Origin of the sequence: Stenotrophomonas sp. DR822, from assembly GCF_019793815.1 — a bacterium.
Taxonomy (GTDB): Bacteria; Pseudomonadota; Gammaproteobacteria; order Xanthomonadales; family Xanthomonadaceae; genus Stenotrophomonas; species Stenotrophomonas indicatrix.
Genome location: NZ_CP081826.1, coordinates 1,981,108 through 2,003,767, shown reverse-complemented (window position 1 = coordinate 2,003,767; position 22,660 = coordinate 1,981,108). Strand labels below are relative to the sequence as shown.

Annotated in this window: 18 protein-coding genes; 12 read left to right on the top strand and 6 right to left on the bottom strand. The window is 66.9% G+C overall.

Annotation, left to right across the window (positions count from 1 at the left end; all coding sequences use genetic code 11):
• Window positions 1-61 precede the first annotated feature (61 nt).
• A complete protein-coding gene (locus K5K93_RS09360) occupies window positions 62-2,578 on the top strand; it encodes a prolyl oligopeptidase family serine peptidase (RefSeq protein WP_093818929.1) in 2,517 nt (838 codons plus the stop codon).
• A 164-nt stretch (window positions 2,579-2,742) separates the two neighbouring features.
• On the top strand, window positions 2,743-5,454 hold the full coding sequence (gene ppc / locus K5K93_RS09355) for a phosphoenolpyruvate carboxylase (RefSeq protein ID WP_222391037.1): 2,712 nt from the start codon (window positions 2,743-2,745) through the stop codon (window positions 5,452-5,454).
• A gap of 67 nt (window positions 5,455-5,521) precedes the next feature.
• On the opposite strand, the gene K5K93_RS09350 is transcribed toward ppc, so the two are convergent.
• Together K5K93_RS09350 and metK are read right to left on the bottom strand one after the other, a co-directional pair.
• On the bottom strand, window positions 5,522-6,028 hold the full coding sequence (locus K5K93_RS09350) for an acyl-CoA thioesterase (RefSeq protein WP_025876535.1): 507 nt from the start codon (window positions 6,026-6,028) through the stop codon (window positions 5,522-5,524).
• A gap of 148 nt (window positions 6,029-6,176) precedes the next feature.
• Window positions 6,177-7,388 carry a methionine adenosyltransferase gene (gene metK, locus K5K93_RS09345; RefSeq protein WP_025876533.1) on the bottom strand — a complete coding sequence of 404 codons (1,212 nt, stop codon included), beginning with the start codon at window positions 7,386-7,388 and terminating at the stop codon, window positions 6,177-6,179.
• A 313-nt stretch (window positions 7,389-7,701) separates the two neighbouring features.
• On the opposite strand from metK, the gene K5K93_RS09340 reads away from it, so the two are divergent.
• The 3 genes from K5K93_RS09340 (at window position 7,702) to K5K93_RS09330 (ending at window position 11,384) form a co-directional block, all read left to right on the top strand.
• Complete coding sequence (locus K5K93_RS09340; protein WP_222390690.1) at window positions 7,702-9,411, top strand: GNAT family N-acyltransferase; 1,710 nt, start codon at window positions 7,702-7,704, stop codon at window positions 9,409-9,411.
• Window positions 9,408-10,208 (top strand): UDP-2,3-diacylglucosamine diphosphatase, encoded by an 801-nt coding sequence (locus tag K5K93_RS09335; protein WP_222390688.1) that lies wholly within the window; start codon window positions 9,408-9,410, stop codon window positions 10,206-10,208. The genes K5K93_RS09340 and K5K93_RS09335 overlap by 4 nt, the downstream gene beginning before the upstream one ends.
• Window positions 10,209-10,325: 117 nt before the next feature.
• Window positions 10,326-11,384, top strand: coding sequence for a metal-dependent hydrolase (locus tag K5K93_RS09330; RefSeq protein ID WP_222390687.1), 1,059 nt, complete (start codon window positions 10,326-10,328; stop codon window positions 11,382-11,384).
• A 109-nt stretch (window positions 11,385-11,493) separates the two neighbouring features.
• On the opposite strand, the gene K5K93_RS09325 is transcribed toward K5K93_RS09330, so the two are convergent.
• The 4 genes from K5K93_RS09325 to K5K93_RS09310 all read right to left on the bottom strand — a co-directional run bounded on the left by K5K93_RS09325 (window position 11,494) and on the right by K5K93_RS09310 (window position 15,964).
• Window positions 11,494-12,321, bottom strand: a complete 828-nt coding sequence (locus K5K93_RS09325; protein WP_033830378.1) for a class I SAM-dependent methyltransferase — start codon at window positions 12,319-12,321, stop codon at window positions 11,494-11,496.
• Between the two features lie 10 nt (window positions 12,322-12,331).
• Window positions 12,332-13,327, bottom strand: a complete 996-nt coding sequence (gene dusB / locus K5K93_RS09320) for a tRNA dihydrouridine synthase DusB (protein ID WP_093818933.1) — start codon at window positions 13,325-13,327, stop codon at window positions 12,332-12,334.
• A gap of 346 nt (window positions 13,328-13,673) precedes the next feature.
• Window positions 13,674-14,639, bottom strand: coding sequence for a ribokinase (locus tag K5K93_RS09315; RefSeq protein ID WP_025877854.1), 966 nt, complete (start codon window positions 14,637-14,639; stop codon window positions 13,674-13,676).
• 26 nt (window positions 14,640-14,665) lie between these two features.
• Window positions 14,666-15,964, bottom strand: a complete 1,299-nt coding sequence (locus K5K93_RS09310) for a nucleoside transporter C-terminal domain-containing protein (RefSeq protein WP_032974926.1) — start codon at window positions 15,962-15,964, stop codon at window positions 14,666-14,668.
• Between the two features lie 193 nt (window positions 15,965-16,157).
• Between K5K93_RS09310 and K5K93_RS09305 the strand changes: the two genes are divergently transcribed.
• From K5K93_RS09305 to K5K93_RS09275, 7 genes are all read left to right on the top strand, one after another.
• Complete coding sequence (locus K5K93_RS09305; RefSeq protein ID WP_140226230.1) at window positions 16,158-17,129, top strand: aldo/keto reductase; 972 nt, start codon at window positions 16,158-16,160, stop codon at window positions 17,127-17,129.
• Window positions 17,130-17,326: 197 nt separating this feature from the next.
• A complete protein-coding gene (locus tag K5K93_RS09300; RefSeq protein ID WP_005412278.1) occupies window positions 17,327-17,521 on the top strand; it encodes a hemin uptake protein HemP in 195 nt (64 codons plus the stop codon).
• Between the two features lie 152 nt (window positions 17,522-17,673).
• Window positions 17,674-19,860, top strand: a complete 2,187-nt coding sequence (locus tag K5K93_RS09295) for a TonB-dependent hemoglobin/transferrin/lactoferrin family receptor (RefSeq protein WP_222390684.1) — start codon at window positions 17,674-17,676, stop codon at window positions 19,858-19,860.
• 4 nt (window positions 19,861-19,864) lie between these two features.
• Entirely contained in the window at window positions 19,865-20,467 is a 603-nt protein-coding gene (locus K5K93_RS09290) for a Hemin transport protein (RefSeq protein WP_099782885.1), read from the top strand.
• Between the two features lie 72 nt (window positions 20,468-20,539).
• Window positions 20,540-21,475: a DUF6607 family protein gene (locus K5K93_RS09285; RefSeq protein ID WP_222390683.1), complete on the top strand. Its 936-nt coding sequence runs from the start codon at window positions 20,540-20,542 to the stop codon at window positions 21,473-21,475.
• Window positions 21,476-21,697: 222 nt separating this feature from the next.
• On the top strand, window positions 21,698-22,228 hold the full coding sequence (locus tag K5K93_RS09280; protein WP_222390681.1) for a hypothetical protein: 531 nt from the start codon (window positions 21,698-21,700) through the stop codon (window positions 22,226-22,228).
• A gap of 151 nt (window positions 22,229-22,379) precedes the next feature.
• Window positions 22,380-22,619, top strand: a complete 240-nt coding sequence (locus K5K93_RS09275; RefSeq protein ID WP_117309565.1) for a hypothetical protein — start codon at window positions 22,380-22,382, stop codon at window positions 22,617-22,619.
• Window positions 22,620-22,660 lie beyond the last annotated feature (41 nt).

The window sequence follows — 22,660 nt, the reverse complement described above, 5'->3', positions numbered from 1 at the left end:
GGGCGCAGGTGCATGGCCTGTTAAGGTCGAGGGCTTCATGCAGCGAACAGGTGGAACAATGATGAGCACGCACGCACGCCGCAACCGGCGCTTGACTGGCCTGGTCCTGTCGATGGCCCTGCTGGCGGTGGTCCCGCAGGCCTGGGCTGCCGCACCGCAGGCGGCCGCGGCGCAGGCGCAGGGCGTGGCCGGTTACGAGCTGCCCTCGGCCGCACTGCAGGCCGTGGTCGACGCGCCGCGGGCGCCGTCGCTGTTCCTGTCGCCACGCCGCGATGTCGCCGCGCTGATGCAGATGCCGTCGCTGCCGTCGATCCAAGTGGTGGCACAGCCGGAGCTGAAACTCGCGGGCCTGCGCATCAATCCGAAAACCTTTTCCGACAGCCGCTTCAGCTTCGGCCAGAAGCTGTGGCTGATGAATGTGGCCGACGGCAAGGAGCGGCAGATCAGCGGGTTGCCGGCCTCGCTGTCGATCGCCAGCCTGACCTGGTCGCCGGACCAGAAGTGGCTGGCCTTCAACCAGGTCGATGCCGCTACCGGTGCCAATGAGCTGTGGCTGGTGGACGTGGCTGGCGGCAGCGCCCGTCGCCTGGTCGCCGGCCTGAATACCGTTCTGGGCAGTGGCTACCAGTGGTTGCCGGACAGCCGGGGCCTGGTGGTGTTCACCCGCCCGGGCAACCTTGGCGCCGCCCCGGCTGCTGATGGCGTCCCGACCGGCCCGGCCGTGCAGCAGACCAGCCAGGGCGGTGGCGTGGTGTCCATCCGCACCTACCAGGACCTGCTGAAGAACGAGGCCGACGCGCGCCAGTTCGATTACTACGCCACCACCCAACCGATGGAAGTGGGGCTGGACGGGCAGAGCCGTGCCATCGGTGCGGCCGGCATCTTCATGGGTTTTGCGGTGTCGCCAGACGGCCGCTTCGTGCTCAGCCAGCCGGTGCAGCGTCCGTACTCCTACGTGGTGCCGCTGAGCAGCTTCCCGCGCCGCATCGAAGTGCTCGACCGCAGCACCGGCAAGCTGGTGCATACCGTGGCCGTACGGCCGCTGGTGGAAGGCCTGCCGACCGGCAATGATGCCGAAGTGACCGGCGTGCGTGACATCAGCTGGCGCGGCGATGCCGATGCCACCCTGGTCTGGGCCGAAGCGCAGGATGGTGGCGACCCGAACCGGGAAGCCAAGGTGCGCGATGCGGTGTTCATGCAGGCCGCACCGTTCGACACGCCGCCGGTGACCCTGGCCCAGCTCGGCAGCCGCTATGCCGGCATCAGCTGGGGCCGCGGTGACCTGGCCCTGCTCAACGAATCGTGGTGGAAGACCCGCCGCAGCAAGACCTGGCTGATCGCACCGGACAACGCCAGCGCCGATGCCAGGCTGCTGTGGGATCGCGACGCGCAGGACCGCTACGCCGATCCGGGCCGCCCGCTGATGGCCAGCGATGATCGCGGCCGCTCGCTGCTGCAGACCACCGCTGATGGCGGCAGCCTGTACCTGGCCGGTGCCGGTGCATCGCCGGAAGGCGACCGTCCGTTCGTGGATCGCTTCGATGTGGCCAGCGGCAAGGCAACCCGCCTGTTCCATTCGCAGGCACCGACCTACGCCGCGCCGGTAACGCTGCTGGATGCGCAGGCCAGTTCGCTGCTGATCAGCCGCGAGAGCCCGGACGAGCCGACCAACTTCTACGTGCAGTCACTGGCCGACACCAACGCCGCACCGCGTGCGCTGACCCATTTCGCCCATCCGCTGCCGCAGCTGAAGGGCGTGCAGAAGGAGCAGATCCGCTACAAGCGCAAGGACGGCGTGGACCTGACCGCGACCCTGCTGCTGCCGCCGGGCTACGACCCCAAGCGCGATGGTCCGCGGCCGCTGCTGATGTGGGCCTACCCGGGTGAGTTCAAGAGCGCGGCGGCCGCCAGCCAGGTGACCGATTCGCCGTATCGCTTCAACGCCATCAGCTACTGGGGCCCGCAGGCGTTCCTGGCCAAGGGCTATGTGGTGCTGGCCAGCCCGTCGATGCCGATCATCGGCGAAGGCGACAAGGAACCCAACGACACCTACATCGAACAGCTGGTGGCCAATGCGCAGGCCGCAGTGGACGAGGTGGTGCGGCGTGGCGTGACCGACCGCGAGCACATCGCCATCGGTGGCCACTCCTACGGTGCGTTCATGACCGCCAACCTGCTCGCGCACACCCGCCTGTTCAAGGCCGGCATCGCGCGCAGCGGCGCCTACAACCGCACGCTCACCCCGTTTGGTTTCCAGGCCGAAGAGCGCAACTACTGGCAGGCGCAGGACGTGTACCAGAAGATGGCGCCGTTCAATTACGCCGACAGGATCAAGGATCCGATCCTCTTCATCCACGGCGTGGACGACAACAACTCGGGCACCTTCCCGATGCAGAGCGAACGCATGTTTGCCGCAGTGAAGGGGCTGGGCGGCACCGCCCGCCTGGTGATGCTGCCGAACGAGTCGCATGCCTACCGCGCACGCGAATCGATCATGACGATGCTGGCCGAAAGCGAACGCTGGCTGGAGCAGAACCTGGGCCCGGTGCAGCAGGGAAAGGCGAAGAAACAGCGCTGATCCGCGCACGATGGCGGCCCCCGCAACAGGGCCGCTTCCCACGGTAGCGCCGGGCCATGCCCGGCGGATGCGTGCAGATGAAACCATTTTTGCATCGCAGCACGGCACGCGTTCTGGTTTAGGCTTGGGGTCTGGATCCGTTGACCGAGGCCTGTGCGTCGCCGATGAACGAGTACCGCAGCAGTATCGAATTCGCTTCCCCCGATCTTCCCCTGCGTGACGACGTGCGCCGTCTGGGTGCACTGGTCGGTGACCTGCTGGTCGAGCAGGTGTCGGCCGCCTTTCTCGATGACGTCGAGGACGTGCGTACGCGTGCCATTGCCCGCCGCGAGAACCAGGCGCCGCTCTCCGAGCTGGCCGACGGCCTGGCCGGCCGTGAACCGCAGCAGGCCGAGACCATGGTGCGTGCGTTCAGCACCTACTTCCAGGTGGTCAACATCGCCGAGCGCGTGCATCGCATCCGCCGCCGCCGCGACTACCAGCGTGCCGTCGCCGCCGCGCCGCAACCCGATGGCCTGCAGGATGCCCTGCAGCACCTGAAGGCGCAGGGCGTTGGCCTGGATGAACTGGCGCGGTGGTTGCCTCGCATCGATATCGAGCCGGTGTTCACCGCGCACCCGACCGAGGCGGTGCGCCGCGCGCTGCTGGAGAAAGAGCAGCTGATGGTGGCCAGCCTGGTCGACAACCTCGACGGCCAGCGCACGCCGGGTGAAGCAGCCGCAGATGCCGCGCGTTTCCGCATGGCGTTGACCGCCTCGTGGCAGACCACCGATTCCTCGCCGGTGCGCCCGACCGTGGACGACGAACGCGAGCACGTCGGCTTCTATCTGGTGCAGGTGCTGTACCGGGTGATCCCGGTGCTGTACGAATCGCTGCAGCAGGCGCTGCGCGATACCTATGGCGCGGAACTGCCGCTGCCGCGCCTGCTGCGTTTCGGCACGTGGGTGGGCGGCGACATGGACGGCAATCCCAATGTGGATGCGCACACCATCCGCAACACGCTGGCTGCACAGCGCGTTGCCGTGCTGGGCCGCTACCAGAAGGAACTGCTGCAGCTGGCCAGCCTGCTCAGCCAATCCACCGAACGGGTGAGGGTCAGCGATGCACTGCAGGCGCGCGTAGCGCATTACCAGCAGTTGCTGCCGCAGGTGCAGTCGCGGCCACGCCACGCCGACATGCCCTATCGGTTGCTCAATGACCGCATGCGCGCACGCCTGCAGGCCACGCTGGATGATGCCGACGGCGCCTATGCCGGCCCGGACGAGCTGATCGACGACCTGCAGCTGATCCTCGACAGCCTGCGCGCGAACCGGGGCGAACATGCCGGCGGCTTCGCGGTGCAGCGCCTGTTGTGGCGGGTGAAGACCTTCGGTTTCCATCTGGCGCGGCTGGATGTGCGCCAGGAATCGAGCGTGCATGCGCGCGCGCTGGCGGCAGTGCTGGGGGGCGATGCGGCATGGGACGCATTGGATACAGCGGGTCGCGCACGCCTGCTGGCACCGCATGCCAGTGGTGAAACACCATTGCCTGTTGGCGATGATGAGGGCAACCAGCGCTTGGATGCAGTGTTCGCGGCCTTGGCCGATGCCCGTGCGCGGCATGGTGGCGACGCGCTGGGCAGCTACATCATCTCGATGGCGCACGACCGTGGCGATGTGCTGGCGGTGCTGGCCCTGGCGCGTCGTGGCGGCCTGGTCGATGACGCCGGCCACGTGCCGCTGGATATCGCGCCGCTGTTCGAAACCGTGGACGACCTCAAGCGCGGCACCGCGACGCTGCGCGATCTGCTGGCCGATCCGGTGTACCGCGCGCACCTGCGTGCACGCGAGGACGTGCAGATGGTGATGCTCGGCTATTCGGACAGCAGCAAGGATGGTGGCATTGCCGCATCACGCTGGGGCCTGCAGCGCGCACAGGTGGAGCTGCTGGAAGTGGCCGCCGAAGCGGGCCTGCGCCTGACCTTCTTCCATGGCCGCGGTGGCTCGATCAGCCGCGGTGGTGGCAAGACCACGCACGCGGTCGATGCCTCGCCACGCGGCAGCATCGATGGTCGCCTGCGGGTAACCGAGCAGGGCGAGGTGATCCACCGCAAGTACGGCATCCGCGCGCTGGCATTGCGTTCGCTGGAGCAGGCCACCGGTGCGGTGCTGCGCGCCAGCCTGCGCCCGCGTGCCGCCGAACCGCGCGAGGATGATTGGCGGCCGGTGATGGACGTGGTCGCCGGTTCCAGCAGCGAGGTCTATCGGGCGTTTGTCGGCCAACCGCGTTTCATGGACTACTTCCGTACCGCCACGCCGATCGATGTGATCGAACGGATGACGCTGGGATCGCGGCCGTCGCGCCGGCTCGGCCAGGACGCGGCCTTGACCAACCTGCGCGCGATTCCGTGGGTGTTCGCCTGGAGCCAGGCACGCGCGGTGATTCCGGGCTGGTATGGGGTCGGCAGCGGCCTGCAGGCGGCTGCCGACGCCGGCCATGAAGCCACGCTGCGTGAAATGGCGCGGGACTGGCCGTTCTTCCGCACGTTCCTGGACGACATCGCGATGGTGCTGTCCAAGGGCGATATCACCATTGCGGAACAGTTTTCGCGCCTGTCCGGCGAGCTGCACGATGCGTTCTTCCCGCAGGTCGAACGCGAGCTTGAACTGACCCGGCACTGGCTGCTGGCGCTGATGGAGCAGCAGACCCTGCTGGACCACGACGCGCGGCTGGCGCTGTCGATCCGCCTGCGCAATCCCTATGTGGACCCGATCAGCGTGCTGCAGGTGGACCTGCTGCAGCGCTGGCGCGAAAGCGGGCGCGAGGACGACGACCTGCTGCGTGCGCTGGTGGCCTGTGTGAACGGTGTCTCGCAGGGCGTGCAGAACACGGGGTGATGCGCATCCGCCGGGCATGGCCCGGCGCTACCTGCCTCGGTGGGTGCGGGGCTTGCCCCGCACGCCCTCACTCTTCCGGTGACGGCGGATTGGACGCCAGCAGTTCCAGATGCCGCTGCTCCATTTCCTGCCGCAGTTGGCGGCGGATCAGCGCCGCGGCCTGCCGGCGCTTTTCATCCGAACTGGCCGGCTGCAGCGATGGAACCGGCGTCGGCCGGCCGTCCTCGTCCACCGCCACCATGGTGAAGAAGCAGCTGTTGGCGTGGCGCACGCTGCGCTTGAGGATGTCCTCGGCCACCACCTTGACGCCGATTTCCATCGACGAGGTGCCGGTGTAGTTCACCGAGGCCAGGAAGGTGACCAGTTCGCCCACCGCGATCGGCTGGCGGAACACCACCTGGTCCACCGACAGGGTGACCACGTAGCGGCCGGCATAGCGGCTGGCGCAGGCATAGGCGACCTGGTCGAGCAGGCGCAGGATCGCGCCACCGTGGACCTTGCCGGAGAAATTGGCCATTTCCGGCGACATCAGCACGGTCATGGACAGCTGGTGGGACTTGAGTTCGGTCGACATGGGGCGATTGTATCGGCAACCACCGTCGCAACCATCTGCCGGCCAGCGGCCGGCACCCTCATGATGTGCGCAAACCGATGCATGGTTGCCGGCCAGCGACTGGCACTACCGAAAGCAGAAGGGCCGCTTGCGCGGCCCTTCGTGTTTCTTACTTCAGCTTCGCATCGGCGCGCAGGGCGGCGGCGCGATCGGTCTTCTCCCAGGAGAAGGCCGTGGCGTTGACGGTCTCGCCTTCGCCGTTGATGTAGCTGAACTCCTTCGGCTTGCGGCCGAAGTGGCCATAGGCCGCGGTCTGCTGGTACATCGGGTGGATCAGGTCCAGCATCTTGATGATGCCGTACGGGCGCAGGTCGAAGTGCTTGCGGATCAGCTTCTCGATCTTGTCGTCGCTGATCTTGCCGGTGCCGAAGGTGGTGACCGAGATCGAGGTCGGCTCAGCCACGCCGATGGCGTAGGAGACCTGCACTTCGCAACGGTCGGCCAGGCCGGCGGCCACCACGTTCTTGGCGACGTAGCGGGCAGCGTAGGCGGCCGAACGATCGACCTTGGACGGGTCCTTGCCGGAGAACGCGCCACCACCGTGACGGGCCCAGCCGCCGTAGGTGTCGACGATGATCTTGCGGCCGGTCAGGCCGCAGTCGCCCACCGGGCCGCCGATCTCGAACTTGCCGGTCGGGTTGATGTGGAACTTGGTGCCCTTGTGCAGCCACTTGGCCGGCAGCACCGGCTTGATGATCTCTTCGCGGACGGCCTCGATGAGGTCCTTCTGCTTGATGCCCGGGGCGTGCTGGGTCGACAGCACCACCGCGTCGATGGCCGAAACCACGCCGTTTTCATAGCGCAGGGTGACCTGGCTCTTGGCGTCCGGACGCAGCCAGGACAGCGGCGAGTTGCGCTTCTTGCGGATCTTGGCCTGCTGCTCGACCAGGCGGTGCGACAGGTGGATCGCCGCCGGCATGTAGCTGTCGGTTTCGTTGGTGGCATAGCCGAACATCAGGCCCTGGTCGCCAGCGCCCATTTCTTCCGGCTTCTTGCGGTCAACGCCCTGGGCGATGTGCGGGGACTGCTTGCCGATCAGGTTCAGCACGCCGCAGGTGGCGCCGTCGAAGCCGACGTCGGAGCTGTCATAGCCGATGTCCACGATGACCTTGCGGGTCAGCGCTTCCAGGTCGATCCAGGCGCTGGTGGTGATTTCGCCGGCAACGATGGCGACGCCGGTCTTGACCATGGTCTCGCAGGCCACGCGGGCGCGCTGGTCCTGGGTCAGGATCGCGTCCAGCACCGCATCGGAGATCTGGTCGGCAACCTTGTCCGGATGGCCTTCAGAGACCGACTCGGAGGTGAAGAGGTAGCTGGACATCAGGCTTAATATCCTTTGATTCGGATGGAAAGATGGGCGCGAATGATACACGGGGTGCGCCGCCTGTGCATTGTGAACCCGTATGGGTTGCCGGTGGTTAAGGTGTTGTGCCCGGCAGGGCAAGGCCTGGCGGGCATTGCGGGGGCATCGTGCACAGGCAGTGTTCCACTGGCGTGACCATTGCCGCCCCCGCCGGCACTGGATGGGCCATCCCAGGCGCCGTCATCATTCTGCCGCCAAACCGCCATCTGGCTGCCGCCTGCCGGGCGCAGGCTCTCGGCCAACCCGGCCGCCGGGCAGGAGTGGACACGCCATGCAGGAACTCGAACAGCGTCTGCAGCAACGCTATCCCGACTGGTTCCGTGGCCGTCGCGGCCAACTGGCCCGGCCCCTGCTGCGCAGCGTCGGGCGCTGGTCACGGCTGGACTCGATCGAGTCGTTCCTGCGCCGCAATGCCAACGTGCGCGGCTTCGACTTCGTCGCCGCCGGGCTGGAGTTCATCGAGGGCCGCTACCACGTGGACCCCGCCGCGCTGGCGCGGATCCCGGCCACCGGCCGCCTGCTGATCGTGGCCAACCACCCGTCCGGGGCGCTGGATGCGCTGGCGCTGCTGGATGCGGTCGGCCGCATCCGCCGTGACGTGCGGATCGTGGCCAACGATCTGCTGGGCGCGATCGGGCCGCTGCAGGACCTGCTGCTGCCGGTACGCATCCTCGGCGGCAAGGTCCAGCGCAGCAGCCTGCAGGCGGTGGAGCAGGCGCTGGCGGCCGAGCAGTGCGTGATCGTGTTCCCGGCCGGCGAGGTCTCGCGGCTGTCGCTGCTCGGCATCCGCGATGGTCGCTGGCAGCGGGGGTTTGTCCGCTTTGCCCGCGCCGCCGCCGCACCGGTACTGCCGGTGCGGGTGGAAGCGCGCAATTCGGCGCTGTTCTACGGCGCTTCGACCCTGTTCAAGCCGGCTGGTACGGCACTGCTGGCACGGGAGATGTTCGCCCGCCGCGGCCGGCCGCTGCGGCTGCGCATCGGCGAACCGATGCAGCTGGGGCAGGGTGATCCCGGCGCGCAGCTGCTGGCGGTGCGCCGCGCGGTGTACGCGCTGGGGCGGAGAACAGCGATTGCCGACGGCTGCCCGGCAGGGCCCGAGCCGCTGGCCGCGCCGGTGCCGCCTGCACAGGTCGCCGCTGCGATTGCCGCCGCCACCGTGCTGGGGCAGACCGCCGATGGCAAACAGATCCTGCTGGCCAGCTGCACGGCCGATTCGCCGCTGCTGCACGAGCTGGGGCGGCTGCGCGAACTGACTTTCCGCCAGGTGGGCGAGGGCACTGGGCGCAGTCGCGACCTGGATGACTTCGACCTGCACTACCAGCACATCGTGATCTGGGACGGCACCGCGCAGCGCATCGCCGGTGCCTACCGGATCATGCGGGGCGCGCAGGCGCTGGCGCGCCGGGGCCTGGCCGGGCTCTACAGCGCTTCGCTGTTCCGCTATTCCGACGACGCCATTCCCCGCATCGCCGAAGGCCTGGAATTGGGACGCAGCTTCGTGGTGCCCGATTACTGGGGCAGCCGCAGCCTGGATTACCTGTGGCAGGGCATCGGCGCTTACCTGCAATGCCAGCCCGGCATCCGCTACCTGTTCGGTGCGGTGTCGATCAGCGCCGCGCTGCCACGCGATGCGCGGGAGCAGCTGGTGGCCTATTACCAGCGTTACTACGGCGCAGCCGATGGCCGGGTGCAGTCGAACCGACCGTTCCAGTACTTCGCCGCGCCACCGTGCTTTGGTGAGATGGATGCGGCGGCCGCCTTCGACGTGCTGAAAGCCAATCTCGCCGCGCTCGGTACCGGTGTGCCCACCTTGTACCGACAGTACACAGACCTGTGCGAACCCGGCGGTGCACGGTTCCTGGCGTTTGGCGTCGATCCGGATTTCAGCGACTCGATCGACGGCCTGATCGAAGTCGACCTGCACGCGATCCGGCCACACAAGCGCAAACGCTATCTGCGCGATGCGGGGATGCCGGCATGAGCACGCTGGCGAACCTGGCACCGCATCGTCGCGCCGTGTTCGTCTCCGATGTTCATCTCGGGTCGCGGCATTGCCACGCCACCGAGCTGGCGCGTTTCCTCGGCACCGTGCGCTGCGAGCGACTGTATCTGGTCGGCGACATCATCGACCTGTGGTGGATGACACACCGACGCGCCAACTGGCGGCAGTCGCACAGCGAGGTCATCCTGGCCCTGCACGCGCTGCGACGCGCCGGTACCGAGATCATCTACATCCCCGGCAACCACGACGCCTCGCTGCGCCAGGTGTGCGGCCTGATGCTGCCGGCGATGCAGGTGCGCCGCCGTGCGATCCACACCACCGCCGATGGCCGCCGGCTGCTGGTGGCGCATGGCGACGACTACGACGGTGTCACCCATTTCGGTGGCCTGCAGGAGCAGTTTGGTGACTGGCTGTACTACCGCATCCTCACCGGCAACCATCTGTTGAATGCGGTGCGGCGCCGACTCGGGATGCGCTACTGGTCACTGTCCGAATTCCTGAAACGGCAGAGTGGTGCCGCTGAACGCTACATCGAGCGCTTCGTGCAGGCCGGCCTGGACGATGTCCGCCGGCGAGGCCTCGACGGCATCATCTGTGGGCACATCCACCGCGCCGCGCTGATCGAACGCGACGGTCTGGTCTACGCCAATGACGGCGACTGGGTGGAGAGCCTGACGGCATTGGCCGAGGACCACGACGGCGCCTTGCGGCTGCTGGACCACAACGGGCGGACGTTGGTAGAGCTGCCGGGAGCACGGTTGTCGCAGGCGGCGTGATTCGCAGCTGCAGGGACAGGCGCACGCGCGGCTGCGGCGCCACTGGCGGCTGACTGACGCGCCGCCGGGCAGGAAACCGCCGCTGCACGGAGATCGCCAAGCCGCTAGCATCGGCCGATGGACTCATTGACCCAGATCGTTCTTGGCGGCGCCGTCGCTGCCGCCATCGCCCCGCCTGGACACCGCCGTGCCGCCCTGCTGGCCGGTGCCGCGCTGGGTACCCTGCCGGACCTGGATGCCCTCTGGCTGGGCTTTGCCGCCGCCGACCCGGTGGCGAACATGACCGACCATCGCAGCTTCAGCCATTCGCTGCTGGTGCTGCCGTGGGTGGCCGCGCTGATCTGGTGGCTGTTCAAGCGTTTCGGCAACGGCCGGGTGGCGCAATCACCGCTGCGCTGGTTCTGGGCGATCCAGCTGGCGCTGGTCACCCATCCGGTGCTGGATGCGTTCACTGTCTACGGCACGCAGCTGTGGTGGCCGTTGCAGCCACATCCCGCGATGGGCGCGAGTGTCTTCATCATCGATCCCGGCTACACGGTGTGGCTGCTGCTGGGCTGCGTGCTGGCGTGGTTCGGCCGCGCGCGACCGTGGGTGGGCAAGGTGCTCGGCGTTGCGTTGCTGCTCAGCAGCGCGTACCTGGGCTGGGGGCTGATCGCCAAGGCACAGGTCGACCGCGCCGCGCAGCAGAGCCTGGCCGCGATGGGCCTGGGCGACGCGCCGCGGTTCTCGGTGCCGATGCCGTTCAATACCCTGTTGTGGCGGGTCGTGGCGATGACCCCGAGTGGCTACGTGGTCGGTGACCGCTCGCTGGTGTCCGACCACGGGCCGATGCGTTTCGAGGGGCATCCGTCCAACGTGCAGGCCTTGCGCGAAGCGGCGGGAATTCCGGCAGTACGGCGCCTGCAGTGGTTCAACCGTGGCTTCATGCGCGCACAGGTGGTGCAGGGCAGGCTGGTGCTGAGCGACCTGCGCATGGGCCTGGAGCCGGACTACACCTTCAATTTCGCGGTGGCCGAGCAGGTTGATGGCCAGTGGCGCGCGATCATGCCCGAGCAGTTGCGGGTGGACTACAGCAGCCCGGCCGCGCGTGCCGATGCCGGCCGCCGGTTGTCGGCGATGTGGCAGCGCATCTGGCACGAACCGGCGGCGGCGGACGGCGCCGCCGCGCACCCGTAGATCCACGCCACAGCCCATCAGCACAGTAGATCCACGCCACGCGTGGATGGCGCAATGCATCGGCACCAGTAGATCCACGCCATGCGTGGATGGCGTGTACCGCGGCCGCTCAATACACCGTGGCGCGGCCCTGCACGAACGAATAGAAGAACACCGCGTTCGGATCGTTCTGCACCAGCCGGAACTCGCGGCGCATGCCCTCCACCGTCTCTTCGTCCACCGTGCCGGCCTGCAGCAGCTGGTCGGCCGCCGACAGCAGCAGCTGTTCCCAGAACGCGATCATCGTCTTGCGACGTGCCGGTTCGCGGTTGTCCAGATGGATGGTCTTGATCTCGGTGTGCACGTCGCGGAAGCCGCCGGCCAGCAGCAGGTTGCCCAGCTTGGCGCCGACGAACGGATCACCGCCGTGGTCATACTGGAAATCGTTGAAGGCCATCCAGTAGCGCCAGATGTGCGGCGAATACGGATCAAGCAGGAACGAGGCATTCATCACTTCGGTGATGTACACCGGCGAGCCCGGGGCCAACACACGGCGCACTTCACTCAGCACCCGCGCCGGCGACGGCACGTGTTCCAGCACCCAGCACAGGAACGCCGCATCGAAGCTGCGTGCCTCGAAAGGCAGTTCGCCGGCATCGGCCTGCTGCAGGGTGTAGCGATCGTTGCACCACGGCGTGCGCGCCAGGTTTTCCCGCGCGGTTTCCAGCTGGGCCTCGCTCAGGTCCACGCCGGTCACGTGCAGCTCGGGGAAGCGGCGCAGCAGGATCTCGGTCTGCGCGCCCACGCCACTGCCGACTTCCAGCAGGCGCTTTGCCCCGCTGTAATCGATCTGGCCGAAGATGCTCGATTCCAGCAGGCGCGCCTGGGTCATCAGGCGCTGCTGCTCGGTGCCGGAGAACCCGTGCAGGTAGGTCGGGGAAGAAATCGGCGGGGTCATGGCGGCGGGCTCAGGCAGCGGAAGACATCGCCGGTTCCCCGGCGATCAGGCGGTCGAAATAGTCGGTGGTCAGCGCGATCTGGCTGGCCGGGTCTTCGGCGCGGTTGACCACCGCGCGGAATGCGGCATTCTCCGGCCGGTCCTTGGCGTACCAGCCCAGGTGCTTGCGCGCGATGCGCACGCCCTGCGGTTCGCCATAGAAGTCGTGCAGCGCGTGCAGGTGGCCAAGCAGGATGTCGCGCACTTCGGCCAGCGACGGCGGCGGCAGCTCCTCGCCGGTGGCCAGGTAGTGCGCCACTTCGCGGAAGATCCACGGCCGGCCCTGTGCGGAGCGGCCGATCATCACCGCATCCACACCGGTCTGCTGCAGGACGAAGGCGGCCTTCCGTGGCGAATCGATATCGCCGTTGGCGATCACCGGGATGCGCAGCGCGGCCTTGATCTCGCCGATCGTGGCGTACTCGGCCTGGCCGGTGTAATGCTGGTCGCGGGTACGGCCGTGCACCGCCAGCGCAGCGATGCCACTGTCTTCGGCGATGCGCGCGATGAGCGGGCCGTTGCGATGGTCGCAGTCCCAGCCGGTGCGGATCTTCAGCGTCACCGGCACGTCCACCGCGTTGACCACCGCTTCCAGGATGCGCGCGACCAGCTGCTCGTCGCGCATCAGCGCTGAACCGGCCCAGGCGTTGCACACCTTCTTGGCCGGGCAGCCCATGTTGATGTCGATGATCTGCGCGCCATGGTCGACGTTGTAACGCGCGGCCTCGGCCAGCTGCTGCGGCTCGGTGCCGGCGATCTGCACGCTGATCGGCGCCGGTTCACCCGCGTGATCCATGCGGTGGATGGACTTGCGCGTGTTCCAGAAGCGCGGGTCGCTGATGGTCATTTCCGAGGCGGCCAGGCCCGCGCCCAGCCGTTTGCACAGCAGGCGGAAGGGTTTGTCGGTAACGCCGGCCATGGGCGCCAGCACGACGTTGGGAGCAATGGAGTACGGGCCGATCTGCATGCGCCCATTGTAGGGCGCGGCAGGCGCCCCGGCTGGGTTGGCGGCCCGCCGGTTCAGGCCGATCCGGACCGACCTCATGCCGGACGGGCATCAGCAGATGCTTGATGGTCGCTTCCGTCGCCCCCATGGGCCGGTCATGGTGGGCGGCTGGGCGGGCCGGCAAGGCGCATCCACGCATGGCGTGGATCTACTGTGCCCCGGTAGATCCACGCCATGCGTGAATGGGGCCATCACACCCAGCCCAGTAGATCCACGCCATGCGTGGATGGGGCCTTGCCCATGAACGTGAAAAGGCCCGGGCATCTGCATGCCCGGGCCCGATCATCATCCCTACGGGGATGTCGCGTTACTTCACTTCGGCATCGGCCGGGGTGAAGCGGGGCATCGCCGCCGCTGCGCCTTCCTTCTCGGTCGAGCGACCGGCGAACTGGTTGGCGAAGCGGACGTGGCGGGCGAACGGAGCGTCCGGCACCTGTGCCATCGAGGCCACCAGCGCACCGTTGAAGGCATCGCCGGCACCGGTGGTGTCGATCGCCTGCACCTGTTCGGCACCCACGCGGTAGTACGGCTGGGTGTCGCCACGCAGGTGCTCGTCGGCATGCGACACGAACACGCCCACCGAACCCAGGGTCACCACCACCGTGCCGTTGCCGACCAGCTTGCGGCACAGCGCGTGCAGGCTGGCACCGTCCAGCGCGGCGACGTCGTTGGCATCCACGCGCTCGCCGACATGACGGCCGAGCAGGGCGGCGAACTCGGTTTCGTTCGGGGTGATCACATCGGCCAGCTTCAGCAGGCCGATGCTCGACGGGGCGTCGGCCGGAGCGGCGTTGAGAACGGTGGTGACACCGGCCTCGCGGGCCACGGCCAGGGCCGCTTCGATGGTCTGCACCGGCGATTCCAGCTGCACCAGCACCACTTTGGCGCCGGTCAGCAGGGCCTGCTGTTGCTGTACGAAGTCGGTACTCAGCGCCGCGTTGGCACCCGGGCCGATGACGATGGTGTTGCGGCCACGGGCATCGACGTAGATGCCGGCGGTGCCGGTCGGCTCGCTGCTGGCTTCGGCGATCAGCGCGAAACCATCCTGCGCGGCCAGGTCACGGGCGGTGGCACCACCGGCGTCGTCGCCCAGCGCACACAGGAAGCTGGTGTCAGCGCCGGCACGGCAGGCGGCAACGGCCTGGTTGAAGCCCTTGCCACCGGGACCGGTGCTGTAGCGGCCGGCAATGGTCGCACCCGGTGCCGGCAGCGACTCGCACCGCCACACGTGATCGACATTGAAGGAACCGACGACAACGACACTGCTGCTCATAGGGAATCTGTTCTCGAAACTGGGGTTCAGCTGAAATGCGTCAGCACGCCGGCGATGGTAGCCGTCATGAAGGTGGCGATGGTACCGCCCAGCACCGCGCGCAGGCCGAACTTGGCCAGATCGTGGCGACGTTCCGGTGCCAACCCGCCGATGCCGCCAATCTGGATCGCGATCGAACTGAAATTGGCGAAGCCGCACAGCGCGTAGGTGGCGATCAGGCGACCTTCGTCGGACAGGCTCATACCCGGCACCTGGCCATTCACGATCTTCGACAGTTCGGTGTAGGCGACGAACTCGTTGATCACGACCTTCTGGCCGATCAGCGAACCGACGGTGGTGGCGTCGGCCCACGGGGTGCCGATCACCCAGGCGATCGGGGCCAGCACGTAACCGAAGATGGTCGACAGGTCGGTCGGCTTGCCGATCGCAGCCGCCAGGCCGGTCACTTCACCGATCCAGGTCAGCGGCGCATTGAGCAGGGCGATCAGGGCGATGAAGGCCAGCAGCATCGCACCGATGTTCAAGGCCAGCTTCAGGCCGTCACCGGCGCCGGCGGCGGCCGCGTCGATGATGTTGCTGGAGGTCTTCTCCACTTCCATCTTGACCGTGCCGCGGGTCAGCGGGGTGCCGGTTTCCGGAATCAGCAGCTTGGCCACGACCAGGGTAGCCGGAGCCGCCATGATGCTGGCCGCCAGCAGGTGCTTGGCGTAGAACGCCTGCTGCACCGGATCGCCACCGCCCAGCATGCCCACGTACGCGGCAAGCACGCCGCCGGCGATGTGGGCCATGCCGCCGATCATCATCGTCAGCAGCTCGGACTGGGTCATCCTGGCGATGTACGGCCGCACCGTCAGCGGCGCCTCGGTCTGGCCGATGAACACGCTGGCGCAGACGCTGGTGGTTTCCGCACCGGACACGCGCATCACCTTGGTGATCGACCAGGCCATCACCCGCACGATCGCCTGCATGACGTTGAGGTGGTACATGACCCCCATCAGCGCCGAGAAGAAGATGATCGTCGGCAGCACCTGGAAGGCGAAGATGAAACCGTAGTTCTTGACGTCCATCAACGAGCCGAAGATGAACTTCGACCCTTCGTTGACGAAGCTCAGCACCTTCACGAAGCCCTGGCCCAGCGCATCGAACACGTCGCGCCCGCCCGGTACCAGGATCACCAGGGCCGCAAAGGCGATCTGCAGGGTGATGCCGGTGGCGACCAGCTTCCAGTCCACCGCGCGCTTGTTGTTGGAAAACAGCCAGGTGATGCCGATCAGCACCGCCAAACCGAACAGGCCGAAGCCGATCCTGCCCAAACCTTCGACCATCTGAGTGACTCCCCTGGGGCGTCGCGAAAAACGGGAAGCCTAGTGCAGGGCAGGGGCCGGAGCAAGGAAAAGCCGTCTGCGCGCGGCCATCGGCTCCGATCAGGCCAGCAACAGCAAGGGGTTGCGCCTGCCGGGACAGGTAGAATGGTGGCTTGATCCCGGCCCGTATGCGGGCCCGCAGCAGGAGAATCGCATGCTCTACCGTCGCCTTGGCTCCACCGGCCTGCCGATGTCCGCCCTGTCCTTCGGCGCCTGGGTGACCTTCGGCGACCAGGTGCCGCGCGACGAGGCGCGCAACCTGGTGGCGGCGGCCTGGGACCATGGCATCAACTTCTTCGACAACGCCGAGGGCTATGCCAGCGGCCGCGCCGAGCAGGTGATGGGCGATGTGATGGCCGACCTGCGCTTGCCGCGCGATGGTTTCTGCGTGTCCAGCAAGGTGTTCTTCGGCAGCGCCAAGGACCCCCGGCCCACCCAGCGTGGCCTGTCGCGCAAGCATGTGACCGACGCCTGCCACGCTGCGCTCAAGCGCCTGCGGGTGGACTACCTGGACCTTTATTACTGTCATCGTCCGGATCCGGACGCGCCGATCGCTGAGACGGTGCATGCCATGGACACCCTGGTCCGGCAGGGCAAGGTGCTGTACTGGGGCACGTCGGAATGGTCGGCCAACCAGATCCAGGAGGCGGTGGACATCGCCGCGCGCCACAACCTGCAGGCGCCGTCGATGGAGCAGCCGCAGTACAACCTGCTGCACCGTCAGCGCGTGGAAGTGGAGTACGCGCCGCTGTATGCCACCGCCGGACTGGGCACCACGATCTTCTCGCCGCTGGCCTCGGGGCTGCTGAGCGGCAAGTACGACGATGGCGTGCCGGCCGATGCGCGCCTGGGCCGCGAAGGCATGGGCTGGCTGCAGGACCTGGTGCTGGGCGACAACGCCGATGAGCGTTTGGCCCGGGTGCGCCGCTTCAGTGCGGTGGCCCGCGAGCTGGGTCACGCCCCGGCCAGCCTGGCCATCGCCTGGTGCCTGCGCAATCCCAACGTCTCCAGCGTGATCCTCGGCGCCAGCCGGGTCAGCCAGCTGCTGCAGAACCTGCAGGCGCTGGACGTGCTGGCGCAGGTGGACGATGCCGGCTGGGCGCAGGTGGAAGCCGTCTTCGCCTGAAGGCCGGGGGACAGCCGGTAGGGCGGCCCCCCGCTTGGCCCGTCCTTCCCAGCCTCGCCGAATCTATTTCAATAGATTTTATCTATCTAATTCCCGATTTCGATCATTAATTCCATCAATGAAGTTGAGAATGGTTGTTGATTGTGAACTGAGAATCATTATCATTTGAGGCGTCCCTCGCACGAGTCCAGATGCTCATGAATGCTCAACCTGTACTGCTGCGCCCCGAAACGCTGACCCTCCGCGACCGCCCGGTGCGTGTCGTGCCGCCGGAAGAGGTCATCGACAGCGAAGCCCTGCTCAAGGGCCGTCGTGAAATCCTGATCCAGCACGGTGACCGCTTCTACCGTCTGCGTCATACCAGCAACGACAAGCTGATCCTGACCAAGTAACGCGGTCTGGTCGCCCGCCTCCCTCCCTCCTGTCGGCAGCGCCGGCAGGGTGGGCGACCCGTCCGCTCCTGCTCTCTCCCCCTCGGTCTACCGTTCATGCCTGTCTGGCGTGGCGGTGGCCGGGGGTTCCCCTGCCTGACCGAACGATGCCGATGACCCGCCCGACTGCCCTTTCCATTGCCCTGTGGATGGCTCTGCCGCTGTCCGCCCACGCTGCTGCCGATGCCGCGCCCGACGCGCGCGAGTTCGATCGCGTGCAGGTCACCGCCACCCGTACCGAACGTGCGGTCAGCGATGTCGCCGCCACCGTTGATGTGATCGATCGCGAGCAGATGGACCGGCAGCTGGTGCAGGACATCAAGGACCTGGTCCGCTACGAGCCGGGCCTGTCGGTCAGCCGCAGTGCCACCCGTTTCGGCCTCGGCAGCATCCGCATCCGTGGCCTGGATGGCAATCGCGTGCGCATCCAGACCGATGGCATCGCCATGCCGACCAGCTTCAACATCGGCTCGTTCTCCAACGCCAATCGCAACTTCACCGACCTGGACACGCTCAAGCGCGTGGAGGTCGTGCGCGGCCCGGCCAGTTCGCTGTACGGCTCGGACGCACTTGGCGGCGTGGTTGCCTTCGTCACCAAGGATCCGGCTGATTACCTCAAGGATGGCAAGGACAGCTACGTCGGCCTGAAATTCGGCTACGACGGCGAGTGGAAGGGCCTGCTCGGCGGCGTCACCAGCGCCTTCGGTGGCGAACACTGGAGCGGCATGGTCAACATCAACCACCGCCAGGGCCAGGAAACCGACAACAAGGGCGATGTGCGCAGCAACGACAACACGCGCACCGCGGCCAACCCGCAGGACCGCGATGGTCGCAGCGGCCTGGCCAAGCTGGTCTATGCGCCCAGCGAAGACCAGCGTTTCCGCCTGACCGTGGAAGGCAACGAAGACAACACCGATACCGACGTGCTGTCCTCGATCGACCGCACCACCACCACCGGCATGAAGGCGCGCGACAAGCAGAACCGCACCCGCGTGTCCTTCGCCCACGAGATGGATGCGCTGGACAAGGGCTTCGCCGACAGCCTGCACTGGCAGGTCTACACGCAGGACAGCGAAACCACGCAGCGCACCGATGAGGCGCGCGCCAACGGCAGCCGCCGCCATCGCCAGTTCAGTTTCGACCAGCGCGTGTATGGCCTGCAGGCGGTGTTCAACAAGGCCTTCAGCACCGGCAGCGTCGAACACGCGCTGACCTATGGCTTCGATGGCGCCCGCACCGAGATCCGCCAGAAGCGCGATGGCTACCAGGTCAGCAATCGTGGCGTGGTCAGCACGACGATCCTGCCCGACGCGTTCCCCGTGCGCGATTTCCCGATCAGCAAGACCACCGAGCTGGGCCTGTACGCGCAGGATGAAATGCGCCTGGCCGATGGCAGGCTGTCGCTGGTGCCGGGCGTGCGCGTGGACCGCTACGAACTGAAGCCGGACGTGGACAGCATCTTCGCCGAGGACAACCCCGGCGTGGCCGTGTCGGAACTGAAGAAGACCAGCGTGTCGCCGAAGTTCGGCCTGGTCTATCGCTTCACCGACGAGTGGTCGCTGTTTGCCGGTTACTCGCGTGGTTTCCGCTCGCCGCCGTACAACGACGTCAACCTCGGCTTCACCAATTTCGCTTTCGGCTACACCGCCATTCCCAATCCGGACCTGAAGCCGGAAACCAGCGATGGCGTTGAACTGGGCCTGCGCTTCCTGTCGCCGGCGGCGTACGTGAGCGTGAGCGGCTACTACAACGACTACAAGGACTTCATCGAGTCGCAGACGCTGGTAGGTACCAACCCGCAGGGCTTGATGGTGTTCCAGTCGCGCAACATCGCCGACGCACGCATCTACGGCGCCGAACTGAAGGCCGGCGTCGACTTCGGCCAGATCCGTCCCGCACTGCAGGGCTGGGCGCTGCGCAGTGCGGTGGCGTGGTCGCGCGGCGACAACAAGACCGAAGACACGCCGCTGGATTCGGTCGATCCGCTGCGCGGCACCGTCGGCCTGATGTACGACACCGATACCTGGGGTGTTGAACTGGCAGGCACCTTCGTCAAGCGCAAGGACCGGCTGGCCAGCACCACCACCTATCGCCCGGCGGGCTATGGCGTGGCCGACCTGATGGCGCACTGGAACTTCGCCCCGGGCGCCACCTTCAACGTCGGTGTCTTCAACCTGGGTGACAAGCGTTACATCGACTGGTCCAACGTCGGCTCGACCCTGTCGGCCACCAGTACCGTTCTGGACCGCTATACCAGCCCCGGCCGCACCCTGTCGGCCAGCCTTGCCGTGTCCTGGTGATCCCATGAGCCGAGCCCTGTCCGCGCGCCGCCTGCCGTCCTCCCTGTCGCGTTCGTCGCTGCGGGCCTGGCCTGCGCCGGCACAGCTGGCAGCGCTCGGCACCGTGTTGTGCCTGTATCACGCCGATGGCAACGAGCTGGGCGGTTGGCGCCAGGCGGTATCGGTGCATGCCTGCCAGGGCGTGGACAGCGAGGGCCTGCGCGAAAGCCTGTGCTTCCTCGATGCACGTGGCCGTTGCGTGTGGCGCCTGTACCTGTTGCCGGACAGCGATTTCCTGGCCTGGGACCGGCTGGTGGCGACGCTGCCGCCGGGTCCTTCGCACGATAGCGATGGCAGCGTCGGTGAACGCCTGTGGCGGCGCCTGGCCGGGCACCTGGGCGGACAACGCTGGCGTCTGTGCACGCTGCGCCTGCACGCCGCCGACGAGGGCCGGACCCTGGCCGCCAGCCTGTCCACGCTGTCGTCGCTCGGTGCCGCCACCGCGCGCCGCATCGCACGCATGGAAGGCGCCGAAGGCGAACTGGCGATTGACGACTGCTGCTGCGCCGACGCCGCACGCCGCCCTGCCGCGCGCGCTCCCGGCGACCTGCCGCTGGTACGGCTGTGACCTGATTGCGATGGATTGCCTGCCGGCCAGGATGGCCTTTCCACGAAACCTGCAACCCCGAAGGAAGACCCGATGAAGTTCCAGACAGCCAGCGTGATGGTGCTGCTCGCCGCCAGTGGCGCCGCCAGCGCGCAGCCCTCCGACATCGCCCGCGACCATGACAGCATCCTCGCCATGCAGGGTGAGTACACGGTGGATTTCGCCTTCGATGAGACCGTGCTGCTGAAGCCGGGCTACGAGCGCGCGCCGGCCATGCGCAGCGGTGGCAACGAAGTGGTGATCGTGGTCGAGGACACGCCGAAGCGCATCGTGCTGCAGCACCTGCTGCTGGACGAGAAGAGCGGCCACGTGACCAAGCACTGGCGGCAGGACTGGGTGTACGAAGCGCCGAACCGCTTCGAGTTCAGCGCCGACCAGACCTGGCAGGTGCGCACGATCGCGGCCGCGACCAACCAGGGCGCCTGGACCCAGTGCGTGTACGAAGTCAGCGATGCACCGCGCTACTGCGGCACCGGCACGTGGACCTACCTCAACAACGTGCCGACCTGGAGCAGCGATATCAGCTGGCGGCCGCTGCCACGCCGCGAGTACACCAAGCGCAGCGATTACAACGCGCTGGCCGTGGTCAACCGCCATACCCTGACCCCGAACGGCTGGACCCACGAGCAGTTCAACACCAAGGTGCAGCGCAACGCGGATGGCAGCCAGGTGGAAATCGCCCGCGAATTCGGCTTCAACGACTACATCAGGACCACCGAGGTCGACTTCACCCCGGCGCGCGATTACTGGAAGGCCACCGCCGGTTACTGGAGCAAGGTGCGCCAGCGCTGGGACGGTTTCCTGACCCAGGCCCCGGGCGTGCACCTGAAGACCAGGCTCGACGGCATGGCGATGATCATCCCGTTGTTCACCCAGGCCGAGGACGTGCAGGCCGGCAAGAAGGTGAAGGACGCGCAGATCGACGAAGTCTTCGCCAAGTACGTGGAAAAGGCGCCGAAGGAAGGATGATCGGCGCAGTGCGGTGCCGGATGCGCACTGCACTGGTGGGTGCCGAGCTTGCTCGGCACGCTCTCCGGCGGTGACCGCATGTGGCATCCATGCATCGTGCCGCTTTTTTGTGCCGGATGCGTCTCGCTATGACGCATTTCACTGCGATTTTCCGCGTATTTCTGCGAGAGGCGGGCACGCGATAGGATGGGCAGCCCGTGCTGTCCACGATCTTCCCCGTCGATGAAACTCTCCACCGTCTGCAGTCAGCTGCTGCCCGGCGAAGCCTGCGATGACATCGACGGCTTCTTTCTCGAAATCGATGACTTCGAAGAGGTGCCGATTGTTTCGCGTTTGCGACGGATCGACGAATTGCTAGCGCGCCTGGGGCCTCGATGGACATCGGCCTATCTGCTCAGTCTCTGCAACCACTTGCTTTCAACCGTCCGCATTGCTGGCAAGGTGCGCGGTGGGACGGGCCCGGAGATGTTTCTGGCATTGAGCTTCACCGACTTCGAGCTGCATGCGGAGGAGGGCGTTTTGCTTCCCAGCGTCTTCTACTACCCAGGCGCCGAAGGCGTTGCCTTGGGGGATCGCCTTCTGCGCGATTGCGGCACGATCATCTCGGCGGAAATCGCGCTGGTGCGCTCCGTGTTCGTAGATGCAGGCATGCTCGCGGGCTTTCGCTTCTGCGAAAGCCGCACTGATGGTCCCCCGGCCCACGACGTCGTCCGTGTCTTTGCGATTCCAGTGCCCGAAGGCAGCGAGTGCTGAGGGTGAGCGTGCCAGATCCCCCGATGTTCGATGACTACCTGACCAACCCGATAACCTACGACCGTCTCGAGCAGCGTTTCCTCGACCACTTCGACGCCGACATCTACGCCGCCGGGCTGCGCCCCGAGGACTTCCGAAGCCGCACTACAACGTGTTCTTCGTCGATGGCACGAAAGACCGTGAAGCCAATCCTGTTTTTTCCGCTAAGCACCTGCCCAGCGGCAACCTCGTCCGTATCGTCATTTTCGAAAGCCACCCGGAATACACCGAAGTTCACAATCGGGTAGGAGATAACGACGACCAGGACGGGCTCTGCCTGCTCATGGCGCTTCCGGACATGCAGTGCGCGATGGACATGACCGTGGCCTGGGCGAAGCAGCAGGCGTCGTGAACCGCATCCACGCATGGCGTGGATCTACCGGGATCATCGGT

Coding starts and splice junctions, on each gene's coding strand:
- K5K93_RS09280 (WP_222390681.1), top strand. CDS start 21,698: ATGAAACTCTCCACCGTCTGCAGTCAGCTGCTGCCCGGCGAAGCCTGC.
- K5K93_RS09290 (WP_099782885.1), top strand. CDS start 19,865: ATGAGCCGAGCCCTGTCCGCGCGCCGCCTGCCGTCCTCCCTGTCGCGT.
- ppc (WP_222391037.1), top strand. CDS start 2,743: ATGAACGAGTACCGCAGCAGTATCGAATTCGCTTCCCCCGATCTTCCC.
- K5K93_RS09310 (WP_032974926.1), bottom strand. CDS start 15,964: ATGGTCGAAGGTTTGGGCAGGATCGGCTTCGGCCTGTTCGGTTTGGCG.
- K5K93_RS09340 (WP_222390690.1), top strand. CDS start 7,702: ATGCAGGAACTCGAACAGCGTCTGCAGCAACGCTATCCCGACTGGTTC.
- K5K93_RS09330 (WP_222390687.1), top strand. CDS start 10,326: ATGGACTCATTGACCCAGATCGTTCTTGGCGGCGCCGTCGCTGCCGCC.
- K5K93_RS09360 (WP_093818929.1), top strand. CDS start 62: ATGAGCACGCACGCACGCCGCAACCGGCGCTTGACTGGCCTGGTCCTG.
- K5K93_RS09325 (WP_033830378.1), bottom strand. CDS start 12,321: ATGACCCCGCCGATTTCTTCCCCGACCTACCTGCACGGGTTCTCCGGC.
- K5K93_RS09315 (WP_025877854.1), bottom strand. CDS start 14,639: ATGAGCAGCAGTGTCGTTGTCGTCGGTTCCTTCAATGTCGATCACGTG.
- K5K93_RS09295 (WP_222390684.1), top strand. CDS start 17,674: ATGACCCGCCCGACTGCCCTTTCCATTGCCCTGTGGATGGCTCTGCCG.
- dusB (WP_093818933.1), bottom strand. CDS start 13,327: ATGCAGATCGGCCCGTACTCCATTGCTCCCAACGTCGTGCTGGCGCCC.
- K5K93_RS09285 (WP_222390683.1), top strand. CDS start 20,540: ATGAAGTTCCAGACAGCCAGCGTGATGGTGCTGCTCGCCGCCAGTGGC.
- K5K93_RS09305 (WP_140226230.1), top strand. CDS start 16,158: ATGCTCTACCGTCGCCTTGGCTCCACCGGCCTGCCGATGTCCGCCCTG.
- metK (WP_025876533.1), bottom strand. CDS start 7,388: ATGTCCAGCTACCTCTTCACCTCCGAGTCGGTCTCTGAAGGCCATCCG.
- K5K93_RS09300 (WP_005412278.1), top strand. CDS start 17,327: ATGAATGCTCAACCTGTACTGCTGCGCCCCGAAACGCTGACCCTCCGC.
- K5K93_RS09335 (WP_222390688.1), top strand. CDS start 9,408: ATGAGCACGCTGGCGAACCTGGCACCGCATCGTCGCGCCGTGTTCGTC.
- K5K93_RS09350 (WP_025876535.1), bottom strand. CDS start 6,028: ATGTCGACCGAACTCAAGTCCCACCAGCTGTCCATGACCGTGCTGATG.